Origin of the sequence: Pseudomonas sp. REST10 (assembly GCF_029542605.1) — a bacterium.
GTDB lineage: Bacteria > Pseudomonadota > Gammaproteobacteria > Pseudomonadales > Pseudomonadaceae > Aquipseudomonas > Aquipseudomonas khazarica.
In genome coordinates this window covers 815,919-835,938 of sequence record NZ_CP035677.1, presented here as the reverse complement: position 1 = coordinate 835,938, position 20,020 = coordinate 815,919, and the positions used below count along the sequence as shown (strand labels likewise).

Here is a 20,020-nt window from a genome sequence, read left to right as displayed (position 1 = left end):
CCCCAGGTGAAACGCCTCGACGCGCTGACCTTCGACAACCGCTTCGCCCGCCTGGGTGATGCCTTCTCCACCGAGGTGCTGCCCGAGCCCATCGAGCAACCGCGCCTGGTGGTGGCGAGCGAGTCGGCCATGGCCCTGCTCGATCTCGATCCGGCCGAGGCGCAGCGCAGCGAGTTCACCGAGCTGTTCGCCGGGCACAAGCTGTGGGGCGAGGCCGAACCGCGTGCGATGGTCTACTCCGGGCACCAGTTCGGCGGCTACACGCCACGCCTGGGCGACGGCCGAGGCCTGCTGCTGGGCGAGGTGCTGAACACGGCCGGCGAGCACTGGGACCTGCACCTCAAGGGCGCCGGCATGACCCCCTATTCGCGCATGGGTGACGGCCGCGCGGTGCTGCGCTCGTCGATCCGCGAGTTTCTCGCCAGCGAACACCTGCACGCGCTCGGCATTCCCAGCTCACGGGCGCTGTGCGTGACCGCCTCGAGCACCCCGGTGTGGCGCGAGAAGCAGGAAAGCGCCGCCATGGTCCTGCGCCTGGCCCGCAGCCATGTGCGCTTCGGTCACTTCGAGTACTTCTACTACACGCGCCAGCACGAGCAGCTGAAAGTGCTCGGCGAGCACGTGCTGAGCTGCCACTTCCCGCACTGCCTGGAGCAGGACGAACCCTGGCTGGCGATGCTGCGCGAGGTGATCGAGCGCACCGCGCAGATGATCGCCCACTGGCAGGCCTACGGCTTCTGCCACGGGGTGATGAACACCGACAACATGTCGATCCTCGGCATCACCTTCGACTACGGCCCCTATGCCTTCCTCGACGATTTCGATGCCCAGCACATCTGCAATCACTCCGACGACAGCGGCCGCTACAGCTTCAGCAACCAGGTCCCCATCGCCCACTGGAACCTCGCAGCCCTGGCCCAGGCGCTGACCCCCTTCGTCGCCGTGGAGCGCCTGCGCGAGACGCTGGAGCTGTTCCTGCCGCTGTATCAGGCCCACTACCTGGACCTGATGCGCAGGCGCCTGGGGTTCACCCGGGCCGAGGACGACGACGAGGCGCTGGTCCAGCGCCTGCTGCAGCTGATGCAGGCCGGCAAGGCCACCGACTACACGCTGTTCTTCCGCAACCTGGGTGAGCGTGCGCCCGCAGACGCGCTGCAGGTGGTGCGCGAGGACTTCGTCGACCTCGCCGGCTTCGACGCCTGGGGCGGCGACTACCTCGCCCGCTGCGCACGCGAGGGCGGCGAGCAGGCCGAGCGGCAGGCGCGCATGCAGGCGTGCAACCCCAAGTACATCCTGCGCAACTACCTGGCCCAGCAGGCCATCGAGGCCGCCGAACGAGGCGACTACGGCCCGGTACGTGAGCTGCACGCGGTGCTCTCACGGCCGTTCGACGAGCAGCCGGACATGCAGCGCTACGCCGAGCGTCCGCCGCAGTGGGGCAAGCACCTGGAGATCAGCTGCTCGTCCTGAGCGGCTGTCGAAGCCCCGGACAACCCCGCTGGCTGCCTTATCTGTTAAATCGAAAAGGCATATCAATCTGCCCAAACATTCTTAGACTATCTAAGAGAAGCCCTCTATCTTGGCGCCCAGCCAGGCCGCCCCGTGCGTGCCCGATACCTCACACGAGATTCGCTGCCAAGGATTTTCATGCCCTGGGACTCCCTGCCCCTGCTGTTCGTCGGCGCCCTGCTGATCTGGGTGCTCTACGCCTTCGTGCGGGAAAAGTGGAGCCCGGACATCGTCGCCGCCATCGCCGTGGCCGCGCTGCTGGTCAGCCAGCTGCTGACGCCAGGGGAAGTGCTCAGCGTGCTGTCCAACTCGGCACCGGTCACCATCGCCTGCATGTTCGTGCTCTCCGCCGCCCTGGAACGTACCGGCTGCATCGACGCGCTGGGCAACTGGCTGGGCAATCTGGTCGGCACCAGCCCGATCCGCGTGCTCTCCGGTCTCACCGTCACCGCGCTGGTGGTCTCGGCCTGCCTCAACAACACCCCGGTCGTGGCCATCCTCACCCCGGTGGCCATCGCCCTGGCGCGGCGCGCCGGCACCCTGCCATCCAAGCTGCTCATCCCACTGTCCTATGCCACCATCCTCGGCGGCACCCTGACCATGATCGGCACCTCGACCAACATCCTGGTCGACGGCGTGGCACGCAAGGCGGGTCTGGAGCCCTTCGGCATCTTCGAGATCACGGGCGCCGGGCTGATCATGGCCGCGTTCGGCATGGCCTACCTGCTGACCATCGGCCGGCGCCTGCTACCGGAGCGCGAGACCCTCTCGCGCCAGCTGCGCCCGGACCTGTCACGCACCTTCATGACCGAACTGCTGGTCCCGCACGACTCGCCGATGATCGGCAAGACCCTGCACGAGGCCAACCTCAACGGCGGCAGCGGCCTGCAGGTGCTCAAGCTGTTTCGCGACGAACAGGAACTGACCGAGCCGGGCGCCAGCACCCTGCTGGCCAGCGGCGATCGCCTGATGCTCCACGGCCAGGTGAAGAACGTGGTGGAACTGCGTGAAAGCGGTCACCTGAGCTTCAACCGCGGCGACGCCTTCGAGACCATCAGCAGCCACGACGTGATCCTCGCGGAGGCCATCGTCGGGCGCAACTCGCGCTACAGCCACCGGCCGATGCGCGACCTCGACCTGACCGCACGCTACGGCATCGCGGTCCTGGCGATCCACCGCCAGGACGAGAACGTGCAGGGCAACCTCGACGACTTCCAGCTGCAGTTCGGCGACGTGATGCTGGTGGAAGGCACGCCGGCGCAGATCAAGCGCTTCGCCGACAACGGCGAACTGATCAGCCTCAACGCCGTGCAGGAACGCGCCTTCCGCCGCGACAAGGCGCCGATCGCGATCATCGCCACGCTGGCGGTGATGCTGCTGGCCGCCTTCGGCGTGATGCCCATCGAGGGCCTGGCGATCATCGGCGCCGTCACCGTCCTGGCAACCCGCTGCCTCGACGTCGAGGACGCCTACAAAGCGGTGGACTGGAAGATCCTCAGCCTGATCTTCGGCATGCTGGCCATCAGCATCGCCATGGACAAGGTCGGCCTGGTCAGGCTGCTGGTGGAGAACGTGATGGGCTGGCTGCCCTGGGCCGGCCCCCTGCTGATGCTCAGCGTGATCTATCTGTTCACCTCGGTCCTCACCGAGATGCTGTCGAACAACGCCGTCGCCGTGCTGGTGACGCCGATCGCCATCGGCCTGGCCCAGCACCTCGGCGTCGACCCGCGCGCCTTCGTGGTCGCGGTGATGTTCGCCGCCAGCGCCAGCTTCGCCACCCCGATCGGCTATCAGACCAATACCTTCGTCTACAACGCGGGGGGATACCGCTTCACCGACTTCATGAAGGTCGGCGTGCCGCTCAATCTGCTGCTCTGGGCCGTGGCTACCGTGGTCATCCCCTGGTTCTTCCCGCTGACGCCGATCTGACTTGATATCCGCCGGCGGCGACTCCATCTGTTCGACATGTTCCCTGGAGCGTCGCCGTCATGCCCGATCCCCTGCTGATTCCCTGCCCGCACTGCAACGGGCTCAACCGCATCCCAGGCGAGCGCCTGCACGACAGCCCGCGCTGCGGCCGCTGCAAGGCGCAGGTGCTGCCGGCAGCCCCCATCGAGCTGACGCAGAGCAACTTCGCCAGCCAGCTCAAGGGCGACCTGCCCCTGCTGGTGGATGTCTGGGCGAGCTGGTGCGGCCCCTGCCAGGCGTTCGCCCCCACCTTCCAGCAGGCCGCGACGCAGCTGCAAGGACGTTGCCGCCTGGGCAAGCTGGACAGCGAGGCCAATGCCCAGCTGTCCGGGCAGCTGGGCATCCGCTCGATCCCCAGCCTCATCCTGTTCAGGGGCGGTGTGGAAGTGGCCCGCCAGAGCGGCGCCATGCCCTTGCCGCAACTGCTGGCCTGGCTGCGCCAGCACGGCCTGTGAGCGCTTCGGTCAACGCGCTCGGGCGCTGAGGTCAATTGCAGGGCAGGGTCCAGCCTTTAGGCTGGGGCGATCATCGCCCCTGGAGTCGCGCCATGCCTCTGCCCACGGAAATCGCTCGTCAGCTGACCGAAGAACAGATCGCCTTCGTCCACCGCAGCGGCCTCAAGGCCGAGGTTCTGGAGCCCGGCTTCGTGCGCCTGCGCATGCCCCTGCAAGGCAACCAGAACCACATCGGCAGCATGTACGCGGGCGCCCTCTTCACCCTGGCGGAAATTCCGGGCGGCGCCCTGTTCCTGACCAGCTTCGACACCCAGCGCTTCTATCCCATCGTCACGGAAATGAACCTGCGCTTCCGGCGCCCGGCCAGCGGAGACATCCAAGTCGAAGCGCGCCTGTCGGCCGAGGAAATCCAGGGCCTGGAGGAGCAGGCTCACCAGCAGGGCAAGGCGTCCTACCTGCTGGAACTGCAACTGACCGACGGCAACGGAGAAGTGGTCGCGGAAAGTCGCGGCCACTATCAATTGCGTTTACGCTGAACGACGCCGCGACCGGCATTCGCAATCGGTTACAGTCCCCGGCCTTGCCATAGGTCAAAAGAGCGGCTATCTGAACAGGCACAATAAAATTGCCGACGGGTATCGGCAGGAGAGCCGTCACCATGTTCAATCACATTCTTATCGCCCATGACCTGCGCGACACCGCCGACCTGGCCCTGTGCCGTGCCACCCAACTGGCCAAGCAGCACAATGCCCGCCTGACCATCCTGCACGTCCTGGACCCGAGCCAGAGCAGCGAGCAGCACGAGAAGGCCCGCCAGGCCCTGGACCGCAGCCTGACCCAGTACGCGCCAGCCGGGACCGCGCTGCGCATGCTCAGCGGCAAACCCTCGGAGGTGGTCTTGCAGCAGGTGCAGGAAACCGGCTGCGACCTGCTGGTGCTGGGCGGCCATCACCAGCGCCATGACTTCTTCTCCGGCACCAGCCTGGACCGTATCGCCCGCCGCTGCACCGTACCGCTGCTGCTGGTCGCGCGCAATGACTTCGCCCCTTACCAGCGAGCACTGGCCGCCATCGACTTCTCGCTGTGCGCCTGCAGCGCCCTGGGCCAGGCGTATCGGCTGCTGCCCGAAGGCGCCGAGCTGCACGCGCTGCACGTCTTCGAACCGGACAAGGGCACGCCTCAGCAAGTCGAACAGCAGCTCGAGACACAGCGCGGCCTGATCGACCAGCTCCTGCACGACGAGTCGCAGAGCCTGCCGCCGGGCGGCCCCTCGCTCAGCCACGAGGTGCTGCAGGGCGGCATCCTGCGCAGCCTGCAGGAGCAGATCAAGAGTCGCCGCGGCGAGCTGCTGGTCCTCGGCAGCCACGGTCGCAGCGCCTTCTCCCAGGCGCTGCTCGGCAGCCTGGCCCAGCACTTCCTGCACAAGGCGCCGTGCGACGTGTTCGTGGTGCGCTGATGAACAAAAGGCGCCCGAGGGCGCCTTCTCTTTGCCGGATGATCAGGCCTGGTTGAGCAGGTCGTGCAGCTCGACGAACTGCTGAGTCAGCTTGTGCCGTGCATCCAGATGGATCAGCGGCGTGCACACCTGGTGCGATTCGCGCATCTTCACCGAGCTCATCAGGTTGACCGGCAGCACCGGCAGCCCCTCGGCAAGCAGCTCGTCCAGCAGTTGCTGCGGCAGCGAGGCGCGCGGCTGGAACTGATTGACCACGATGCCCTCAACCTCCAGCGCCTCGTTGTGATCCTCGCGCAGCTCTTCGATCTCGGCCAGCAGGCCGTACAGCGCATTACGCGAGAAGCTGTCGCAGTCGAAGGGGATCAGCACCCGGTCAGCCGCGATCAGTGCGGAGACCGTGTAGAAGTTCAGCGCAGGCGGCGTATCCAGGTAGATGTGGTCGTAATCCTCGGCCAGCTCGTCGAGTAGTTTGCGCAGCTTGTTGATCTTGTGCTTCTGCTCCAGCTTGGGCTGCAGCTCCGCCAGTTCCGCCGTCGCGGTGACCACATGGAGGTTGTCGAAGGGGGTTTCGTAGATATCCACCTTGCCCTTCTTGGAGAACGGCCCGGACGCCAGGGTCTGCTTGAAGAAGTCGGCAATGCCAACGGGTATTTCCTCACCGGTCAGCCCGGTCAGGTAGTGGGTCGAGTTGGCCTGGGCATCGAGGTCGATCAGCAGCGTCCGATAACCCTGCGCGGCACTCACCGCGGCGAGATTGCACGCGATGCTGGACTTGCCCACGCCCCCTTTCTGGTTGAACACCACACGTCGCATCGTTGCTCTCCCTGAATGCTCTGGACTCCAGAGCTTATGCAAACCTCATGACAATCACGACAATAATGGCCAACTGATATCAGTCGTGATAGTTTCCGCGCGCGCCAGCGGCGCATCAGGACAACATGCACAACAAGGAAATGCAATGCAGTACCTGCGTACACTTTTGATTGGCGGCCTTCTGGCCATCACCACCGGCTGTGCCAACGGGCTCAACTCCGTACAGAAAGCCGAGCTCGACGCGTATGAAAGCCGTGGCATGGCCATCCGGGACAAGAGCCCCGGCGCGGCTGCCGCACTCGGCCTGCTCCCCGGTGGTGGTTCGTTCTACGGGCGCGAATATGGCTATGGCGTCGTCAACCTGCTGCTCTGGCCGCTGTCCATCCTCTGGGATCCGGTCAGTGGCTACGACGCAGCACGTGCGATCAACTACAACGTGACCAAGGCCCATGTCGCCAAACTGCACGAGCGAGAGCTGCAGGAACTGGACGATCAGCTGGGCAGCGGGCAGATGGACATTGCTCGGTACACACTGGAAAAGCGCAAGGTCGACAGCAAGTACCGCGCAGGTTTCTAAGAAAAAGCCCGGCATTGCCGGGCTTTTTCATGGTGCTACTGGTGCTACTGGTGATACTGCGCCGACAGCTCGTGCACGGCCTCGAAGAAGGCGCCGGCATGGGCCGGGTCGACTTCCGGGGTGATGCCGTGGCCGAGGTTGAACACATGGCCGCTACCGGCGCCGTACGCCGCCAGGATGCGTGCCACTTCGGCGCGAATCGCCTCGGGCTTGGCGTAGAGCACCGCCGGGTCCATGTTGCCCTGCAGTGCCACCTTGGCGCCGACGCGGGCGCGGGCGCTGCCGATGTCGCAGGTCCAGTCCAGGCCCAGGGCTTCGGCGCCGCTGTCGGCCATCGACTCGAGCCACAACCCGCCGCCCTTGGTGAACAGGATCACCGGGACCTGGCGACCTTCATGCTCGCGGATCAGGCCAGCGACGATCTTCTTCATGTAGGCCAGGGAGAACTCCTGATAGGCCGCTGCCGACAGCGCGCCGCCCCAGGAGTCGAAAATCTGCACCGCCTGCGCCCCCGCCAGGATCTGCCCGTTCAGGTAGGCAGTGACCGACTGCGCCAGCTTGTCCAGCAGCGCATGCATGGCCTGCGGGTTGTCGTAGAGCATGGCCTTGGTCTTGCGGAAATCCTTGCTCGAGCCGCCTTCGACCATGTAGGTCGCCAGCGTCCACGGGCTGCCGGAGAAACCGATCAGCGGCACCCGCCCCCCGAGTTCGCGGCGGATGGTGCGCACGGCATCCATCACGTAGCCCAGGTCCTTCTCCGCGTCGGTGACCGGCAGCGCCTCGATGTCGGCCAGGCTGCTGACCACCTTCTTGAAACGCGGACCTTCGCCGGTCTCGAAGTACAGCCCCTGCCCCATCGCATCGGGGATGGTAAGGATGTCGGAGAACAGGATCGCCGCGTCCAGCTGCGGATAGCGATCCAGCGGCTGGATGGTGACCTCGCAGGCCAGTTCCGGGTTCTTCATCAGGCTCACGAAGTCGCCGGCCTTGGCCCGGGTCGCGCGGTATTCCGGCAGATAGCGGCCGGCCTGGCGCATCATCCAGATCGGCGTGACATCCACAGGTTGCTTGAGCAGGGCGCGCAGGAAACGGTCGTTCTTCAGGGCGGTCATGGCAGAGTCCTGGAAAAAAAGTGCGGGCATTTTCGCAGAGCGCAAAACAAAAGGCACGGCGGGTGCCGTGCCTTTCGTCCATCGCGACCATATGCCGCGCCGTTTCACCAGGCCTTGCAGGGCAGGAACTTGCCGTTGGGCACGATCTGCACGCGGTCGCCCTTGGGGTCGGCGACACGGGAAATGTCCATGCTGAAGTCGATGGCGCTCATGATGCCGTCGCCGAACGCCTCACGGATCAGTTCCTTGATGGTCTCACCCGGTACACGCCTGCGACTGGACCTGCCCAGCGACGCACCGGCGGAGCCGCTGACGCCAATAGCCAAGGAGCAGGAAGCACGACAACCTGATCGCCGCGCTCAGTGTCTGCGTGGGCAGGATATCGGGTAAGGAAGGGGCGGCGCGGTTGCTGGAGCTCAAGCCCACCACCCTGCGCTCGCGCCTGGAGAGTTTCGCCATCGACCCGCGCGACTACCGAACGCAGCCGCGCAGGTCTCGGGCGAATCAGACGCTGAGGTAGTCGAGGATACCTTCGGCGGCGTTGCGGCCTTCGAAGATCGCGGTCACCACCAGGTCCGAACCGCGCACCATGTCGCCACCGGCGAAGATCTTCGGGTTGCTGGTCTGGTGCTTGAACTGACCCTGCTCGGGCGCCACGACGCGGCCCTGGCTGTCGGTCTGGATCTCGAACTGCTCGAACCAGGGGGCCGGGCTCGGGCGGAAACCGAAGGCGATCAGCACGGCCTCTGCCGGGATGACTTCCTCGGAACCCGGAATCGGCTCGGGGCTGCGGCGGCCACGGGCATCCGGCTCGCCGAGACGGGTCTCGACCACCTTGATGCCTTCCACCTTGCCTTCACCGACGATGGCGATGGGCTGGCGGTTGAAGAGGAACTTCACGCCCTCTTCCTTGGCGTTCTTCACTTCCTTGCGCGAGCCCGGCATGTTCTCTTCGTCACGCCGATAGGCGCAGGTCACCGCTTTGGCGCCCTGACGGATCGAGGTGCGGTTGCAGTCCATCGCGGTGTCGCCACCGCCGAGCACCACGACGCGCTTGCCCTTCATGTCGATGAAGTCTTCCGGCGACTTCTCGAAGCCCAGGTTGCGGTTGACGTTGGCGATGAGGAAATCCAGTGCGTCGTAGACGCCCGGCAGGTCCTCGCCCGGGAAACCGCCCTTCATGTAGGTGTAGGTGCCCATGCCCATGAACACGGCATCGTACTCATCCAGCAGTTGCTGCATGGTCACGTCCTTGCCGATCTCGGTGTTCAGGCGGAACTCGATGCCCATGCCACTGAAGACTTCACGGCGGCGGCTGAGTACGGTCTTCTCCAGCTTGAACTCGGGAATGCCGAAGGTCAGCAGGCCACCGATCTCCGGGTTCTTGTCGAACACCACCGGGGTCACGCCGTTACGCACCAGCACATCGGCACAGCCCAGACCGGCCGGGCCGGCACCGATCACGGCGACGCGCTTGCCGGTCGGCTTGACCTTGGACATGTCCGGACGCCAGCCCATGGCGAAGGCGGTGTCGGTGATGTACTTCTCCACCGAACCGATGGTCACCGCGCCGAAACCGTCGTTGAGGGTACAGGCGCCCTCGCACAGACGGTCCTGCGGGCACACCCTACCGCAGACTTCCGGCAGGGTGTTGGTCTGGTGGCTCAGTTCGGCCGCCGCGAGGATGTTGCCCTCCGAAACCAGCTTGAGCCAGTTCGGGATGAAGTTGTGCACCGGGCACTTCCACTCGCAATACGGGTTGCCGCAGCCCAGGCAGCGATGCGCCTGGTCGGAGGCCTGCGCCGGCTTGAAGTTGTCGTAGATCTCGACGAATTCCTTCTTGCGCTGACGCAGCAGTTTCTTCTTCGGGTCTTTGCGCCCGACTTCGATGAACTGGAAGTCGTTGTTCAGACGTTCAGTCATTGCATTACCTCATAACAGCAGCGGCAAGCTTCAAGCTGCAAGCTGCAAGACGATCACGTTGGATCGGCAAGCCCGGAGCTGCTTCTGACTTGCAGCGTGGGGCTTGCCGCTTGCGGCTTTATTGCGGGTTGGCACGGGTGCTGGACAGCAGCGACTTCAGGCTGGCCGCTTTCGGCTTGACCAACCAGAACTTGCGCAGGTAGTCGTCCAGGTTCTCCAGCAGGTTATGACCCCACTCACTGCCGGTTTCCGCGACGTACTCGGCCAATACGCTTTCCAGGTGGCTGCGATAAGCCTCCATCGCCTCGTTGTTGATGCGCTGGATTTCCACCAGCTCATGGTTGACGCGGTCGTAGAAGCCGTTGTCCAGGTCGAGCACGTAGGCGAAGCCGCCGGTCATGCCCGAACCGAAGTTGTAGCCGGTCTTGCCCAGCACGCAGACGAAGCCGCCGGTCATGTATTCGCAGCAATGGTCGCCGGTGCCTTCCACCACGGCATGAGCACCGGAGTTACGCACAGCGAAACGCTCGCCGGCGGTGCCGGTGGCGAACAGCTTGCCGCCGGTGGCGCCGTACAGGCAGGTATTGCCGATGATGGCGCTGTCCTCGGTGGCGAACGGGCTGCCCGCAGGCGGGGTGATGACGATCTTGCCGCCCGTCATGCCCTTGCCCACGTAGTCGTTGGCGTCGCCTTCCAGGCACAGGTTCAGGCCGCCGGCGTTCCATACGCCGAAGCTCTGACCGGCAGTGCCCTTGAAGCGGAAGGTGATCGGTGCGCCGTTCATGCCCTGGTTGCCGTGGGCACGGGCGATCTCGCCGGACACACGGGCACCGATGGAACGGTCGCAGTTGCCGATCTTCAGCTCGTACTCGCCGCCCGTCTTGCCGGCGATGGCGTCCTTGGCCAGTTCGACCATCTTCTCGGCCAGCAGACCTTCGTCGAACGGCGGGTTCTTCGGCACCCGGCAGTACTGCGGCTTGTCGGCCGGGATATGCGCACTGGCGAGCAGCGGCGACAGATCCAGATTGCCCTGCTTGGCGGTCTCGCCCGGCAGCACCTCGAGCAGATCGGTACGCCCGATCAGGTCCTCGAGGCGGCTTACGCCGAGCTTGGCCAGCCACTCGCGGGTTTCCTCGGCGACGTAGGTGAAGAAATTCATCACCATCTCGACGGTACCGATGAAGTGGTCCTTGCGCAGCTTGTCGTTCTGCGTGGCCACGCCGGTGGCGCAGTTGTTCAGGTGGCAGATGCGCAGGTACTTGCAGCCCAGGGCGACCATCGGCGCGGTGCCGAAGCCGAAGCTCTCGGCACCGAGGATGGCGGCCTTGATCACGTCCAGGCCGGTCTTCAGACCACCGTCGGTCTGTACCCGCACCTTGCCGCGCAGGTCGTTGCCGCGCAGGGTCTGGTGGGTCTCGGCCAGGCCCAGTTCCCACGGCGCGCCGGCATAACGGATGGAGGTCAGCGGCGAGGCGCCGGTGCCGCCGTCGTAGCCGGAAATGGTGATCAGGTCGGCGTAGGCCTTGGCCACACCGGCGGCGATGGTGCCCACCCCGGCCTCGGCCACCAGCTTGACCGAGACCAGCGCCTGCGGGTTGACCTGCTTGAGGTCATAGATCAGCTGCGCCAAGTCTTCGATCGAGTAGATGTCGTGGTGCGGCGGCGGCGAGATCAGGGTCACGCCCGGCACGGCATAGCGCAGCTTGGCGATCAGGCCGTTGACCTTGCCACCCGGCAGCTGGCCACCCTCACCGGGCTTGGCGCCCTGGGCCACCTTGATCTGCAGCACTTCGGCGTTGACCAGGTATTCCGGGGTCACGCCAAAGCGGCCGGTGGCCACCTGCTTGATCTTCGAACTCTTGACGGTGCCGTAGCGCGCCGGGTCCTCACCACCCTCACCGGAGTTGGAGCGGCCGCCCAGGCGGTTCATCGCTTCGGCCAGTGCCTCGTGCGCCTCGGGCGACAGAGCGCCCAGGGAGATACCGGCGGCATCGAAGCGCTTGAAGATCGACTCCAGCGGCTCGACCGCATCGAGGGCAATCGGTGTGGCGGATTCCTTGACCTTGAGCAGGTCGCGGATCATCGAGGCCGGACGGGTATCGACCAGCGCCGAGTATTCCTTGTACTTCTCGTAGTTGCCCTGCTGCACGGCGTCCTGCAGCGTACGCACGACGCCCGGGTTGTAGGCGTGGTATTCGCCACCGTAGACGAACTTGAGCAGACCGCCCTGCTGGATCGCCTTGCGGTTGTTCCAGGCTTCGAAGGAGAGCAGCTTCTGCTCGCTTTCGATGTCGACGAAACGCGCGCCCTGGATGCGGCTGGCGACGCCACGGAAGCACAGCCCGGTGACTTCATCGGCCAGGCCGACCGCTTCGAACAGCTGCGCGCCACGGTAGGAGGCCACGGTGGAGATACCCATCTTCGACAGGATCTTCAGCAGCCCCTTGGAGATGCCCTTGCGGTAGTGCTTGAACACTTCGTACAGGTCGCCCAGCACTTCGCCGGTGCGGATCAGGTCACCCAGCACTTCGTAGGCGAGGAACGGATAGACCGCCGACGCACCGAAGCCCAGCAGCACCGCGTAGTGGTGCGGATCACGTGCCGTGGCGGTTTCCACCAGGATGTTGCAGTCGCAACGCAGACCTTTCTCGGTCAGGCGATGGTGCACGGCACCGGTAACCAGCGCCGCATGCGCCGGCAGCTTGCCCGGGGCAATGTGACGGTCCGTCAGTACCAGCAGCACCTTGCCGGCGCGCACGGCTTCCTCGGCCTGGTCGGCCATGTTGCGCACGGCCGCTTCCAGTCCCAGCGCCTCGTCGTAGTTCATGTCGATGACATGACGATCGAAGCCAGGGCGCTCCAGGTTCATCAGCGCGCGCCACTTGGCGGGCGAGATCACCGGGCTGCTGAGGATCACGCGGGTAGCGTGCTCGGGCGACTCGCTGAAGATGTTGCGCTCGGCGCCCAGGCAGATCTCCAGCGACATGACGATCGCTTCACGCAGCGGGTCGATCGGCGGGTTGGTGACCTGGGCGAACTGCTGACGGAAGTAGTCGTAAGGCGAACGCACGCGCTGGCTGAGCACCGCCATCGGGGTGTCGTCGCCCATGGAGCCGACCGCCTCCTGGCCCTGCTCGCCGAGCGGACGCAGTACCTGGTCACGCTCCTCGAAGGTGACCTGGAACATCTTCATGTACTGCTTGAGCTGATCCGGGTCGTAGAAGGCCGAACCATGGTCGCGGTCTTCCAGCGTCGCCTTGATGCGCTGGGCATGCTTGCGCAGCCACAGTTTGTAGGGGTGACGCGACTTCAGGCGGCTGTCGATGGACTCGGTGTCCAGCACCTGGCCAGTCTCGGTGTCGACCGCTAGGATCTGCCCCGGACCGACACGGCCCTTGGCGATGACGTCCTCGGGCTGGTAGTCCCAGACACCGATTTCCGAGGCCAGGGTGATGTAGCCGTTCTTGGTGGTCACCCAGCGCGCCGGGCGCAGACCGTTACGGTCGAGCAGACACACGGCATGCCGACCGTCGGTCAGGACCACGCCGGCAGGGCCGTCCCACGGCTCCATGTGCATGGAGTTGTACTCGTAGAACGCACGCAGGTCGGCGTCCATGGTCTCGACGTTCTGCCACGCCGGCGGAATGATCATGCGCAGGCCACGGAACAAGTCGATGCCCCCGGTGACCATCAGCTCGAGCATGTTGTCCATGCTCGAGGAGTCGGAACCGACGCGGTTGACCAGCGGGCCGAGCTCGTCCAGATCAGGGATCAGTTCGTTGGCGAACTTGGTGCGACGCGCCTGCGCCCAGTTGCGGTTGCCGGTGATGGTGTTGATCTCGCCGTTGTGGGCGAGATAGCGGAAGGGCTGCGCCAGCGGCCACTTCGGCAGGGTGTTGGTGGAGAAGCGCTGGTGGAAGACCGCGATGGCGGTCTGCAGGCGCTCGTCACCCAGGTCAGGGTAGAACTGCTGCAGGTCCGCCGGCATCATCAGGCCTTTGTAGATGATGGTCTTGTGCGAGAAGCTGCAGATGTAGTGATCGCTGTCGTCGGCATTGGCCACCGAGGAGCGACGGCGCGCGCTGAACAGCTTGATGGCGAATTCCTGGTCGCTGAGACCCTCGCCACCGATGAACACCTGCTCAATCTGCGGCAGGCGCTCCAGCGCCAGCTGGCCGAGTACGCTGGTATCGACCGGCACCTTGCGCCAGCCGACCAGTTGCAGGCCGGCCGCGAGGATTTCGCGGTTCATGTTCTCGCGCGCGGCCTCGGCCTTGGCCGCATCCTGATTGAGGAACACCATGCCGACGGCATATTGCGCGGGCAGATCGACGCCGAAATGCTCCTGGGCCATCGCACGCAGGAACTGATCGGGCTTCTGGATCAGCAGGCCACAACCATCACCGGTCTTGCCGTCGGCGTTGATACCGCCGCGGTGAGTCATGCAGGTGAGGGCCTCAATAGCGGTCTTGAGCAGGTGATGACTAGCCTCACCTTGCATGTGGGCGATCAAGCCGAAGCCGCAGTTATCCTTGAACTCATCAGGACGGTACAAACCTGCTTTCATAGGGGAAACTCTCACCAGGCTGCCTAGACCTCAGGCAAATTACTTTCTAATTCAATTGCTTAAACCCGAAAAGCAGGCACGCGCCAGCTTTGCGTAGGCAAAAGGGAGGTCATTGTACATATCCACCCATGGCGTCACAAATTTTCGTGACGAGGGGGTGAAAATTAATGTCGCAAAAACGAAGGATGGGACCGCGAGGTCGTGCTAAAGACCGGGCGGTCACCTTGGAGGCGGGAGAGCTTAGCGGCTCATTTCCTGCTGGATGCTGCCCAGGGTGCGCGGCCAGGGCTTACCCGCCTGCAGCTTGGCAGGCAGGGTTTTCACGGCAGCCTGGGCAGCGTCACGAGTGGCGAAGCTACCATAGGTCAGCACGTACAGAGGCTGGCCCTGGTGGATTTTCTTGAAGTAGCGGTACTCGCTGCCACCCTCGCGCGCCAGCGCCTGGATATTCGACTCCGAACGCGAACCCACCACCTGCAATGCATAGCGCGATGCAGGCTGCTGGGCATACCAGCTACCCGCAGCATTGGCCGCAGCCACAGGCTTGGCTGGCTCTGGCTTGGCAGGCGCAGGCCTGGCTGCCGGAGCAGGAGCAGGAGCAGGAGCAGGAGCAGCCGGTTTGGATGCGACAGGCTCAGGCTGCTTCGCAGGTGCAGGTGCAGGTGCAGGTGCAGGTGCAGGTGCAGGTGCAGGTGCAGCAGGGATTGCAGCGGTTGGCGCCGTTACGGTCGAGGGGACAGTTGCAGCAGGCGGCTCGAAAGCGTCCAGCTCCTCACCCGCAGCCTCGGCCAGTGGCTGACGAATGACGGCCTGCGACTCGCCAACCAGAGGCAACGGCAGCGGCTGGCTTGCACCGGCGAACTCGATGGCCGGCGCGCGCTCTTCCGTCGCCGCCAGCGGCGCTGGCGCCTCAGCCTCTACGGCAGGTGAAGTTTGCTGCAGCGGCAGTGACGCATTGCTGGCAACGGGCGCCGAGGAAGCACTGTCACGCCCCTGCATGAACCAGGCAGCGGCGACACCGACAACAACCACCGCCAGGGCGAGCAGGTGCTTCTTCGGCAAGGCAAAGCCGGCGCCCGCGCCACGCCCGGCTGAACGCTGCGCGAGCATCTGCTCGACCAGCAGCTCGCGAGCCTCCTGATTGATCGCTCCCGGCCAGCCTTGCGCCCGCGCATGGATATCCTCGACCTGATCGTCGCTGAGCAGGTCGATCCCCTGTCCGGCGCCCTCGAGGCGCTGCGCCAGGTATTCACGCGTCTCGTCCTCGGCATAGGGTTGCAGCTCGATCGCGTGATAGCACTCCTCGCCACCCGCGAGGGCCTCCAGCCGGGCCAGCAAACCCTGTTCGGCAAACAGGAACAGATGGGGACGCCCCTCGCCATTGCCGGCCGCCAGCGCCAGAACCGCTTTCAGGGCAGCGTCATCCAGCTGATCGGCGTCATCGACCAGCAGATAGACCTCCTGCCCCGTCAGCGCCAGCTGCCCGACCTGAGCCAGGATCGCGCTCACATCGGCCTGGGCGACGGACAGTCCCTGAGCCACCTGACGCAGCAATGCATCACTGCCCGTCACGCCCTGCGCAACGACCACCGTCTGCACGGCCTGCTTGTTGGTACTGGCGACCAACGCCTGACGCAGCAGCGTCTTGCCGCTGCCTTCCGGCCCGACAACGGCCAGCAGCAACTGGCTGTAACGTGCCAGGTGGTGCAGCTGCCCCAGCACCGGCTTTCTCTGCGCTGGGAAGAACTTGAAACCGGGCACTCGCGGCGCGAAGGGGTCGTGACTGAACTGGTAGTGCGCCAGGAAAGCTTCGTCAGCATGCAAACTGGTCATGAATCACTCTTCAAGAGTTGGATGACTGAGCCAGCGCCGCATAATCGCTACGCAGCGTGGCATCGAGAATTTCACGCGGGTAATCGGCGGTCACCACAGCCTCGCCCAGACGCCTGAGCAATACCAGACGAAGCTGGCCATCGAGGACCTTCTTGTCCACCGCCATGTGCTCGAGAAACTGCTCGGGCGTCATGTCTTCAGGGGGTACGACAGGCAAACCGGCGGCTTGCAGCAGACGCACGCCTCGATCCCGATCCGCTGCGGACAACCAGCCGAGACGATAGGACATCTCCAGCGCCATGACCGTTCCAGCGGCAACGGCCTCGCCATGCAGCCAGACCCCGTAGCCCTGCTCCGTCTCGATGGCATGGCCGAAGGTATGCCCCAGATTCAAGGTCGCACGAATGCCGGACTCACGCTCGTCGGCACCCACCACCCGCGCCTTGGCCGCACACGAGCGCTCGATGGCGTAGGTCAGCGCCGCCCCATCCAGCGCGCGCAGAGCTGCCATGTTGTCTTCCAGCCAGCCCAGGAACGGCTCATCGCAGATCAACCCGTACTTGATCACCTCGGCCAAACCGGCCGACAGCTCGCGCGCCGGCAAGGTGTTCAGGCTGGCCGTATCGATCAGCACCGCCCTGGGCTGATAGAACGCGCCCACCATGTTCTTGCCCAGCGGGTGATTGATCCCGGTCTTGCCGCCGACGGAGGAGTCGACCTGTGACAGCAAGGTGGTCGGCACCTGGATGAAATCCACGCCGCGCTGATAGCAGGCAGCGGCGAACCCGGCCATATCGCCGATCACGCCGCCACCCAGCGCCACCACGGTGGTGCGCCGGTCGTGGCGCGCGCTCAGCAGCCCGTCGAAAATCAGCTGCAGGGTCTCCCAGTTCTTGAACGCCTCGCCATCGGGCAACACCACCGACGCGACCTTGAAGCCGTCCAGCGAACGCATCAAGGCATCGAGATAGAGCGGCGCGACCGTTTCATTGGTGACCACTGCCACCTGCCGACCGGCGATATGCCGGGCAAGCAGTTCCGGCCGGCCCAGCAGGCCGTCACCGATGTAGATGGGATAACTGCGCTCGCCGAGTTCAACGTGAAGAGTCTGCATGAGGCCCCCAGAATAAAAAGGCCTTAAGAATAGCGCAGTTCGCCCCGCGCTTTAACGGGGCGAAAGAGCTTCAAGACGCGAGAGAATTTCCTGCACCACCATACGCGGCGGACGCTCGTCCGTCTCGATGATGATATCGGCCACCTCCCGATACAGCGGATCGCGCAGTGCCATCAGGTCTCGCAGCACCTGAGCAGGGTTGGCCGTGCGCAACAAGGGACGATTGCGGTCACGCGAGGTGCGATCGATCTGCTGATCGACCGAGGTATGCAGGTAGACCACACGCCCGCCGGCATGCAATGCCTGACGGTTCTCCGGACGCATGACCGCACCGCCGCCAGTGGCAAGCACCAGGCCATCCTGCATCGACAGTTCGGCGATGACGGCTTGCTCACGCTCGCGAAAGCCCTGCTCCCCTTCGACATCGAAAATCCAGGGAATATCGGCCCCCGTACGCTGCTCGATCTCCTTGTCGGAGTCCCTGAAGGGCACACGCAGTTCTTTTGCAAGCAGACGCCCGATGGTGCTCTTTCCAGCACCCATCGGGCCCACGAGGATTACATTCCGCACTTAGATCATCGATTCACGGCAATAGAATTGTTATTCATGATGCGCGGAGTGATGAAAACCAGCAACTCGGTCTTTTCGTCCTGCACGATGTCGCGACGGAACACACGACCGACGAACGGCAGGTCACCGAGGAAAGGCACCTTCTCGGTCGCCTTGGTCTGGGTATTCTCGAACACCCCACCGATCACGATGGTTTCACCATCGTTGACCAGCACCTTGGCATTGACCTCATTCTTGTTGATCGGCGGAACGCCGTTGATGGCGGCCTGGAAGTTCGGGGCATCCTTGGTCACCTTGACTTCCATGATGATGCGGTTGTCCGGCGTAATCTGCGGCGTCACCTCCAGCGACAGAGCGGCCTCTTTGAAGGACGTGCTGGTCGCACCGCTGGAACTGGCCTCCTGATAGGGCACTTCCTGACCCTTGAGGATCTTCGCGGTCTCCTTGTCGGAAGTCACGACCTTGGGCTGGGAGATGACCTCACCGTTACCGGTCGCTTCCATGGCAGAAAGCTGCAGGTCCAACGTGATGTTGTCCGTCAGAAAGCCAATGCCGATGCCCGCTGTACTATTGGCGACCCCCATGTCAACGAACGGCACAGGAGCGGTACCCTCATCCAGCGTGAAGTCGCCGACAGTGTCGGTACCCGGCAGCAAAACCCGCCCGTCATCATCAAATGACGTAGCACCATCCTTGCCATACACACTCCAGTTACCACGGCGGGAAGCACCACCCCAGCGAACACCCAACGCCTTGTTGTAGTCAACGTTGGCCTCCACGATTCGCGCCTCGATCATCACCTGGCGCACCGGGATATCCAGCTGGGCAATGATCCGGCGCAGCTCGTCCAGACGTTCCTGGGTCTGATAAGCAATGATGCTATTGGTGCGATCGTCCACCGTGATAGAACCACGGTCATCAGCCGCACCATCGGCACTGGTCACCGACTGGAACAGCTTGGCCATATCGGTCGCCTTGGCGTAGTTGACCTGAATCAGCTCACGACGCAGCGGAGCGAGTTCGGCGATCTGCTTCTGCGACTCCAGCTCCTGGCGCTCGCGGGCGGCGATCTCGTCGGCCGGTGCGACCAACAGCACGTTGCCCACCTTGCGCTTGTCCAGCCCCTTGGTCTTGAGCACCAGGTCCAGCGCCTGATCCCATGGCACGTTCTGCAGACGCAGGGTGATATTACCGGCGACGGTATCACTGGCCACCAGGTTCAGATCGGTGAAGTCCGCAATCAGCTGCAGCACGGAGCGGACATCGATGTCCTGGAAGTTCAGCGACAGCTTCTCACCCGTGTAGGCAAAACGATCCGCATTGCGACGCTCGACATCCTCCTGAGTCAGTGGCTTGACGCTGAGGGTCAGCTTGTTCTCGGTCTGATAGGCGAGGTAATCGTAAAAACCTACTGGCTCGATGACGATGCTCGCCTTGTTGGAACTACCGGTGGCACTGACGAACTGAACTGGAGTCGCGAAATCCTTCACGTCCAGACGTACACGCAAGGACTCAGGCAACTCGGTCTTGGCGAAGTCGAGACGAATCTTGCCGCCCTGCTCCTGAATATCAGGTGCGACGGACTTGTCGGAAAGGGTAATGACGACGTTACCTTCACCCTGCTCGCCACGCTGGAAGTCGATACTACTGATTGCCTTCGCCTGCGGACCATAGGCCTTCTTGGCAGGAGCGGGAGTTGCTGCGACAGGCGTAGTAGCCGGACGAGGAGCGACAGCAGAGTCACCGACAACGACGAACAGATCGTTGCCTTCGACACGCGTGCTATAGGCCGCCAGGCTTGTCAGATTGACGATCAGGCGCGTGCGGTCCTTGGCCTCGACAATGGTGACGCTGCGCGCATTACCGATACCCAGTTCCCGGTTCTTGGAACCAAGTTTGTTCGATACACCCGGAAGATCCAGGGCGATGCGAGCGGGCTGCTCGATGGTGTAGCCTCGCGGCGCCGTCACCGGCTCATCGAAAGACAGTTTCAGCTCGACCCGGTCACCAGGCAGGCTGGCGACATCCAGGCCCTGCAGGTTGGCTGCCAGGACTACTGGCGACAGCAGCGCTGCCATGAAGGCGACACTAAGACGCGAAAGAGAGCCGTTCATTTTCGTATC

At 64.2% G+C, this 20,020-nt stretch carries 14 protein-coding genes and 1 pseudogene; 6 read left to right on the top strand and 9 right to left on the bottom strand.

Features of this window, described 5'->3' with window-relative positions; genetic code table 11:
- The first annotated feature begins 6 nt into the window (after positions 1–6).
- From selO to EWH21_RS03905, 5 genes are all read left to right on the top strand, one after another.
- Positions 7–1,470: a protein adenylyltransferase SelO gene (gene selO, locus EWH21_RS03925; protein ID WP_277699834.1), complete on the top strand. Its 1,464-nt coding sequence runs from the start codon at positions 7–9 to the stop codon at positions 1,468–1,470.
- A 177-nt stretch (positions 1,471–1,647) separates the two neighbouring features.
- Complete coding sequence (locus EWH21_RS03920) at positions 1,648–3,438, top strand: SLC13 family permease (protein WP_277699833.1); 1,791 nt, start codon at positions 1,648–1,650, stop codon at positions 3,436–3,438.
- Positions 3,439–3,497: 59 nt separating this feature from the next.
- Entirely contained in the window at positions 3,498–3,932 is a 435-nt protein-coding gene (trxC, locus tag EWH21_RS03915; protein WP_277699832.1) for a thioredoxin TrxC, read from the top strand.
- Between the two features lie 92 nt (positions 3,933–4,024).
- Entirely contained in the window at positions 4,025–4,468 is a 444-nt protein-coding gene (locus EWH21_RS03910; RefSeq protein ID WP_210390286.1) for a YiiD C-terminal domain-containing protein, read from the top strand.
- Between the two features lie 122 nt (positions 4,469–4,590).
- Complete coding sequence (locus EWH21_RS03905; RefSeq protein WP_037049814.1) at positions 4,591–5,388, top strand: universal stress protein; 798 nt, start codon at positions 4,591–4,593, stop codon at positions 5,386–5,388.
- 42 nt (positions 5,389–5,430) lie between these two features.
- Here the strand turns inward: EWH21_RS03905 and EWH21_RS03900 are convergent, their stop codons facing one another.
- Positions 5,431–6,201: a ParA family protein gene (locus tag EWH21_RS03900; protein ID WP_037049815.1), complete on the bottom strand. Its 771-nt coding sequence runs from the start codon at positions 6,199–6,201 to the stop codon at positions 5,431–5,433.
- A gap of 145 nt (positions 6,202–6,346) precedes the next feature.
- Between EWH21_RS03900 and EWH21_RS03895 the strand changes: the two genes are divergently transcribed.
- Positions 6,347–6,778 (top strand): hypothetical protein, encoded by a 432-nt coding sequence (locus EWH21_RS03895; protein ID WP_037049817.1) that lies wholly within the window; start codon positions 6,347–6,349, stop codon positions 6,776–6,778.
- A gap of 44 nt (positions 6,779–6,822) precedes the next feature.
- On the opposite strand, the gene hemE is transcribed toward EWH21_RS03895, so the two are convergent.
- The 8 genes and pseudogenes from hemE to pilQ form a co-directional block, all read right to left on the bottom strand.
- Positions 6,823–7,890, bottom strand: coding sequence for a uroporphyrinogen decarboxylase (gene hemE, locus EWH21_RS03890; RefSeq protein WP_047591919.1), 1,068 nt, complete (start codon positions 7,888–7,890; stop codon positions 6,823–6,825).
- Between the two features lie 104 nt (positions 7,891–7,994).
- A pseudogene (locus tag EWH21_RS03885) lies at positions 7,995–8,158 on the bottom strand (cyanate hydratase); the annotation flags it as partial.
- 236 nt (positions 8,159–8,394) lie between these two features.
- A complete protein-coding gene (locus tag EWH21_RS03880) occupies positions 8,395–9,813 on the bottom strand; it encodes an FAD-dependent oxidoreductase (protein ID WP_277699830.1) in 1,419 nt (472 codons plus the stop codon).
- Positions 9,814–9,931: 118 nt separating this feature from the next.
- Positions 9,932–14,380, bottom strand: coding sequence for a glutamate synthase large subunit (gene gltB / locus EWH21_RS03875; RefSeq protein WP_277699829.1), 4,449 nt, complete (start codon positions 14,378–14,380; stop codon positions 9,932–9,934).
- A 240-nt stretch (positions 14,381–14,620) separates the two neighbouring features.
- Positions 14,621–16,213 carry an AAA family ATPase gene (locus tag EWH21_RS03870; protein WP_277699828.1) on the bottom strand — a complete coding sequence of 531 codons (1,593 nt, stop codon included), beginning with the start codon at positions 16,211–16,213 and terminating at the stop codon, positions 14,621–14,623.
- Positions 16,214–16,223: 10 nt separating this feature from the next.
- Positions 16,224–17,327 carry a 3-dehydroquinate synthase gene (gene aroB, locus EWH21_RS03865; RefSeq protein WP_277699827.1) on the bottom strand — a complete coding sequence of 368 codons (1,104 nt, stop codon included), beginning with the start codon at positions 17,325–17,327 and terminating at the stop codon, positions 16,224–16,226.
- A gap of 51 nt (positions 17,328–17,378) precedes the next feature.
- Positions 17,379–17,897, bottom strand: a complete 519-nt coding sequence (gene aroK, locus EWH21_RS03860; RefSeq protein WP_277699825.1) for a shikimate kinase AroK — start codon at positions 17,895–17,897, stop codon at positions 17,379–17,381.
- A gap of 5 nt (positions 17,898–17,902) precedes the next feature.
- Positions 17,903–20,011 carry a type IV pilus secretin PilQ gene (gene pilQ / locus EWH21_RS03855; RefSeq protein ID WP_277699824.1) on the bottom strand — a complete coding sequence of 703 codons (2,109 nt, stop codon included), beginning with the start codon at positions 20,009–20,011 and terminating at the stop codon, positions 17,903–17,905.
- Positions 20,012–20,020: the final 9 nt, after the last annotated feature.

Excerpts from the sequence above, each read along its gene's own strand:
- aroB (WP_277699827.1), bottom strand. The coding sequence starts at position 17,327 with ATGCAGACTCTTCACGTTGAACTCGGCGAGCGCAGTTATCCCATCTAC.
- trxC (WP_277699832.1), top strand. The coding sequence starts at position 3,498 with ATGCCCGATCCCCTGCTGATTCCCTGCCCGCACTGCAACGGGCTCAAC.
- EWH21_RS03900 (WP_037049815.1), bottom strand. The coding sequence starts at position 6,201 with ATGCGACGTGTGGTGTTCAACCAGAAAGGGGGCGTGGGCAAGTCCAGC.
- EWH21_RS03910 (WP_210390286.1), top strand. The coding sequence starts at position 4,025 with ATGCCTCTGCCCACGGAAATCGCTCGTCAGCTGACCGAAGAACAGATC.
- EWH21_RS03895 (WP_037049817.1), top strand. The coding sequence starts at position 6,347 with ATGCAGTACCTGCGTACACTTTTGATTGGCGGCCTTCTGGCCATCACC.
- EWH21_RS03870 (WP_277699828.1), bottom strand. The coding sequence starts at position 16,213 with ATGACCAGTTTGCATGCTGACGAAGCTTTCCTGGCGCACTACCAGTTC.
- EWH21_RS03905 (WP_037049814.1), top strand. The coding sequence starts at position 4,591 with ATGTTCAATCACATTCTTATCGCCCATGACCTGCGCGACACCGCCGAC.
- gltB (WP_277699829.1), bottom strand. The coding sequence starts at position 14,380 with ATGAAAGCAGGTTTGTACCGTCCTGATGAGTTCAAGGATAACTGCGGC.
- hemE (WP_047591919.1), bottom strand. The coding sequence starts at position 7,890 with ATGACCGCCCTGAAGAACGACCGTTTCCTGCGCGCCCTGCTCAAGCAA.
- EWH21_RS03920 (WP_277699833.1), top strand. The coding sequence starts at position 1,648 with ATGCCCTGGGACTCCCTGCCCCTGCTGTTCGTCGGCGCCCTGCTGATC.
- EWH21_RS03880 (WP_277699830.1), bottom strand. The coding sequence starts at position 9,813 with ATGACTGAACGTCTGAACAACGACTTCCAGTTCATCGAAGTCGGGCGC.
- pilQ (WP_277699824.1), bottom strand. The coding sequence starts at position 20,011 with ATGAACGGCTCTCTTTCGCGTCTTAGTGTCGCCTTCATGGCAGCGCTG.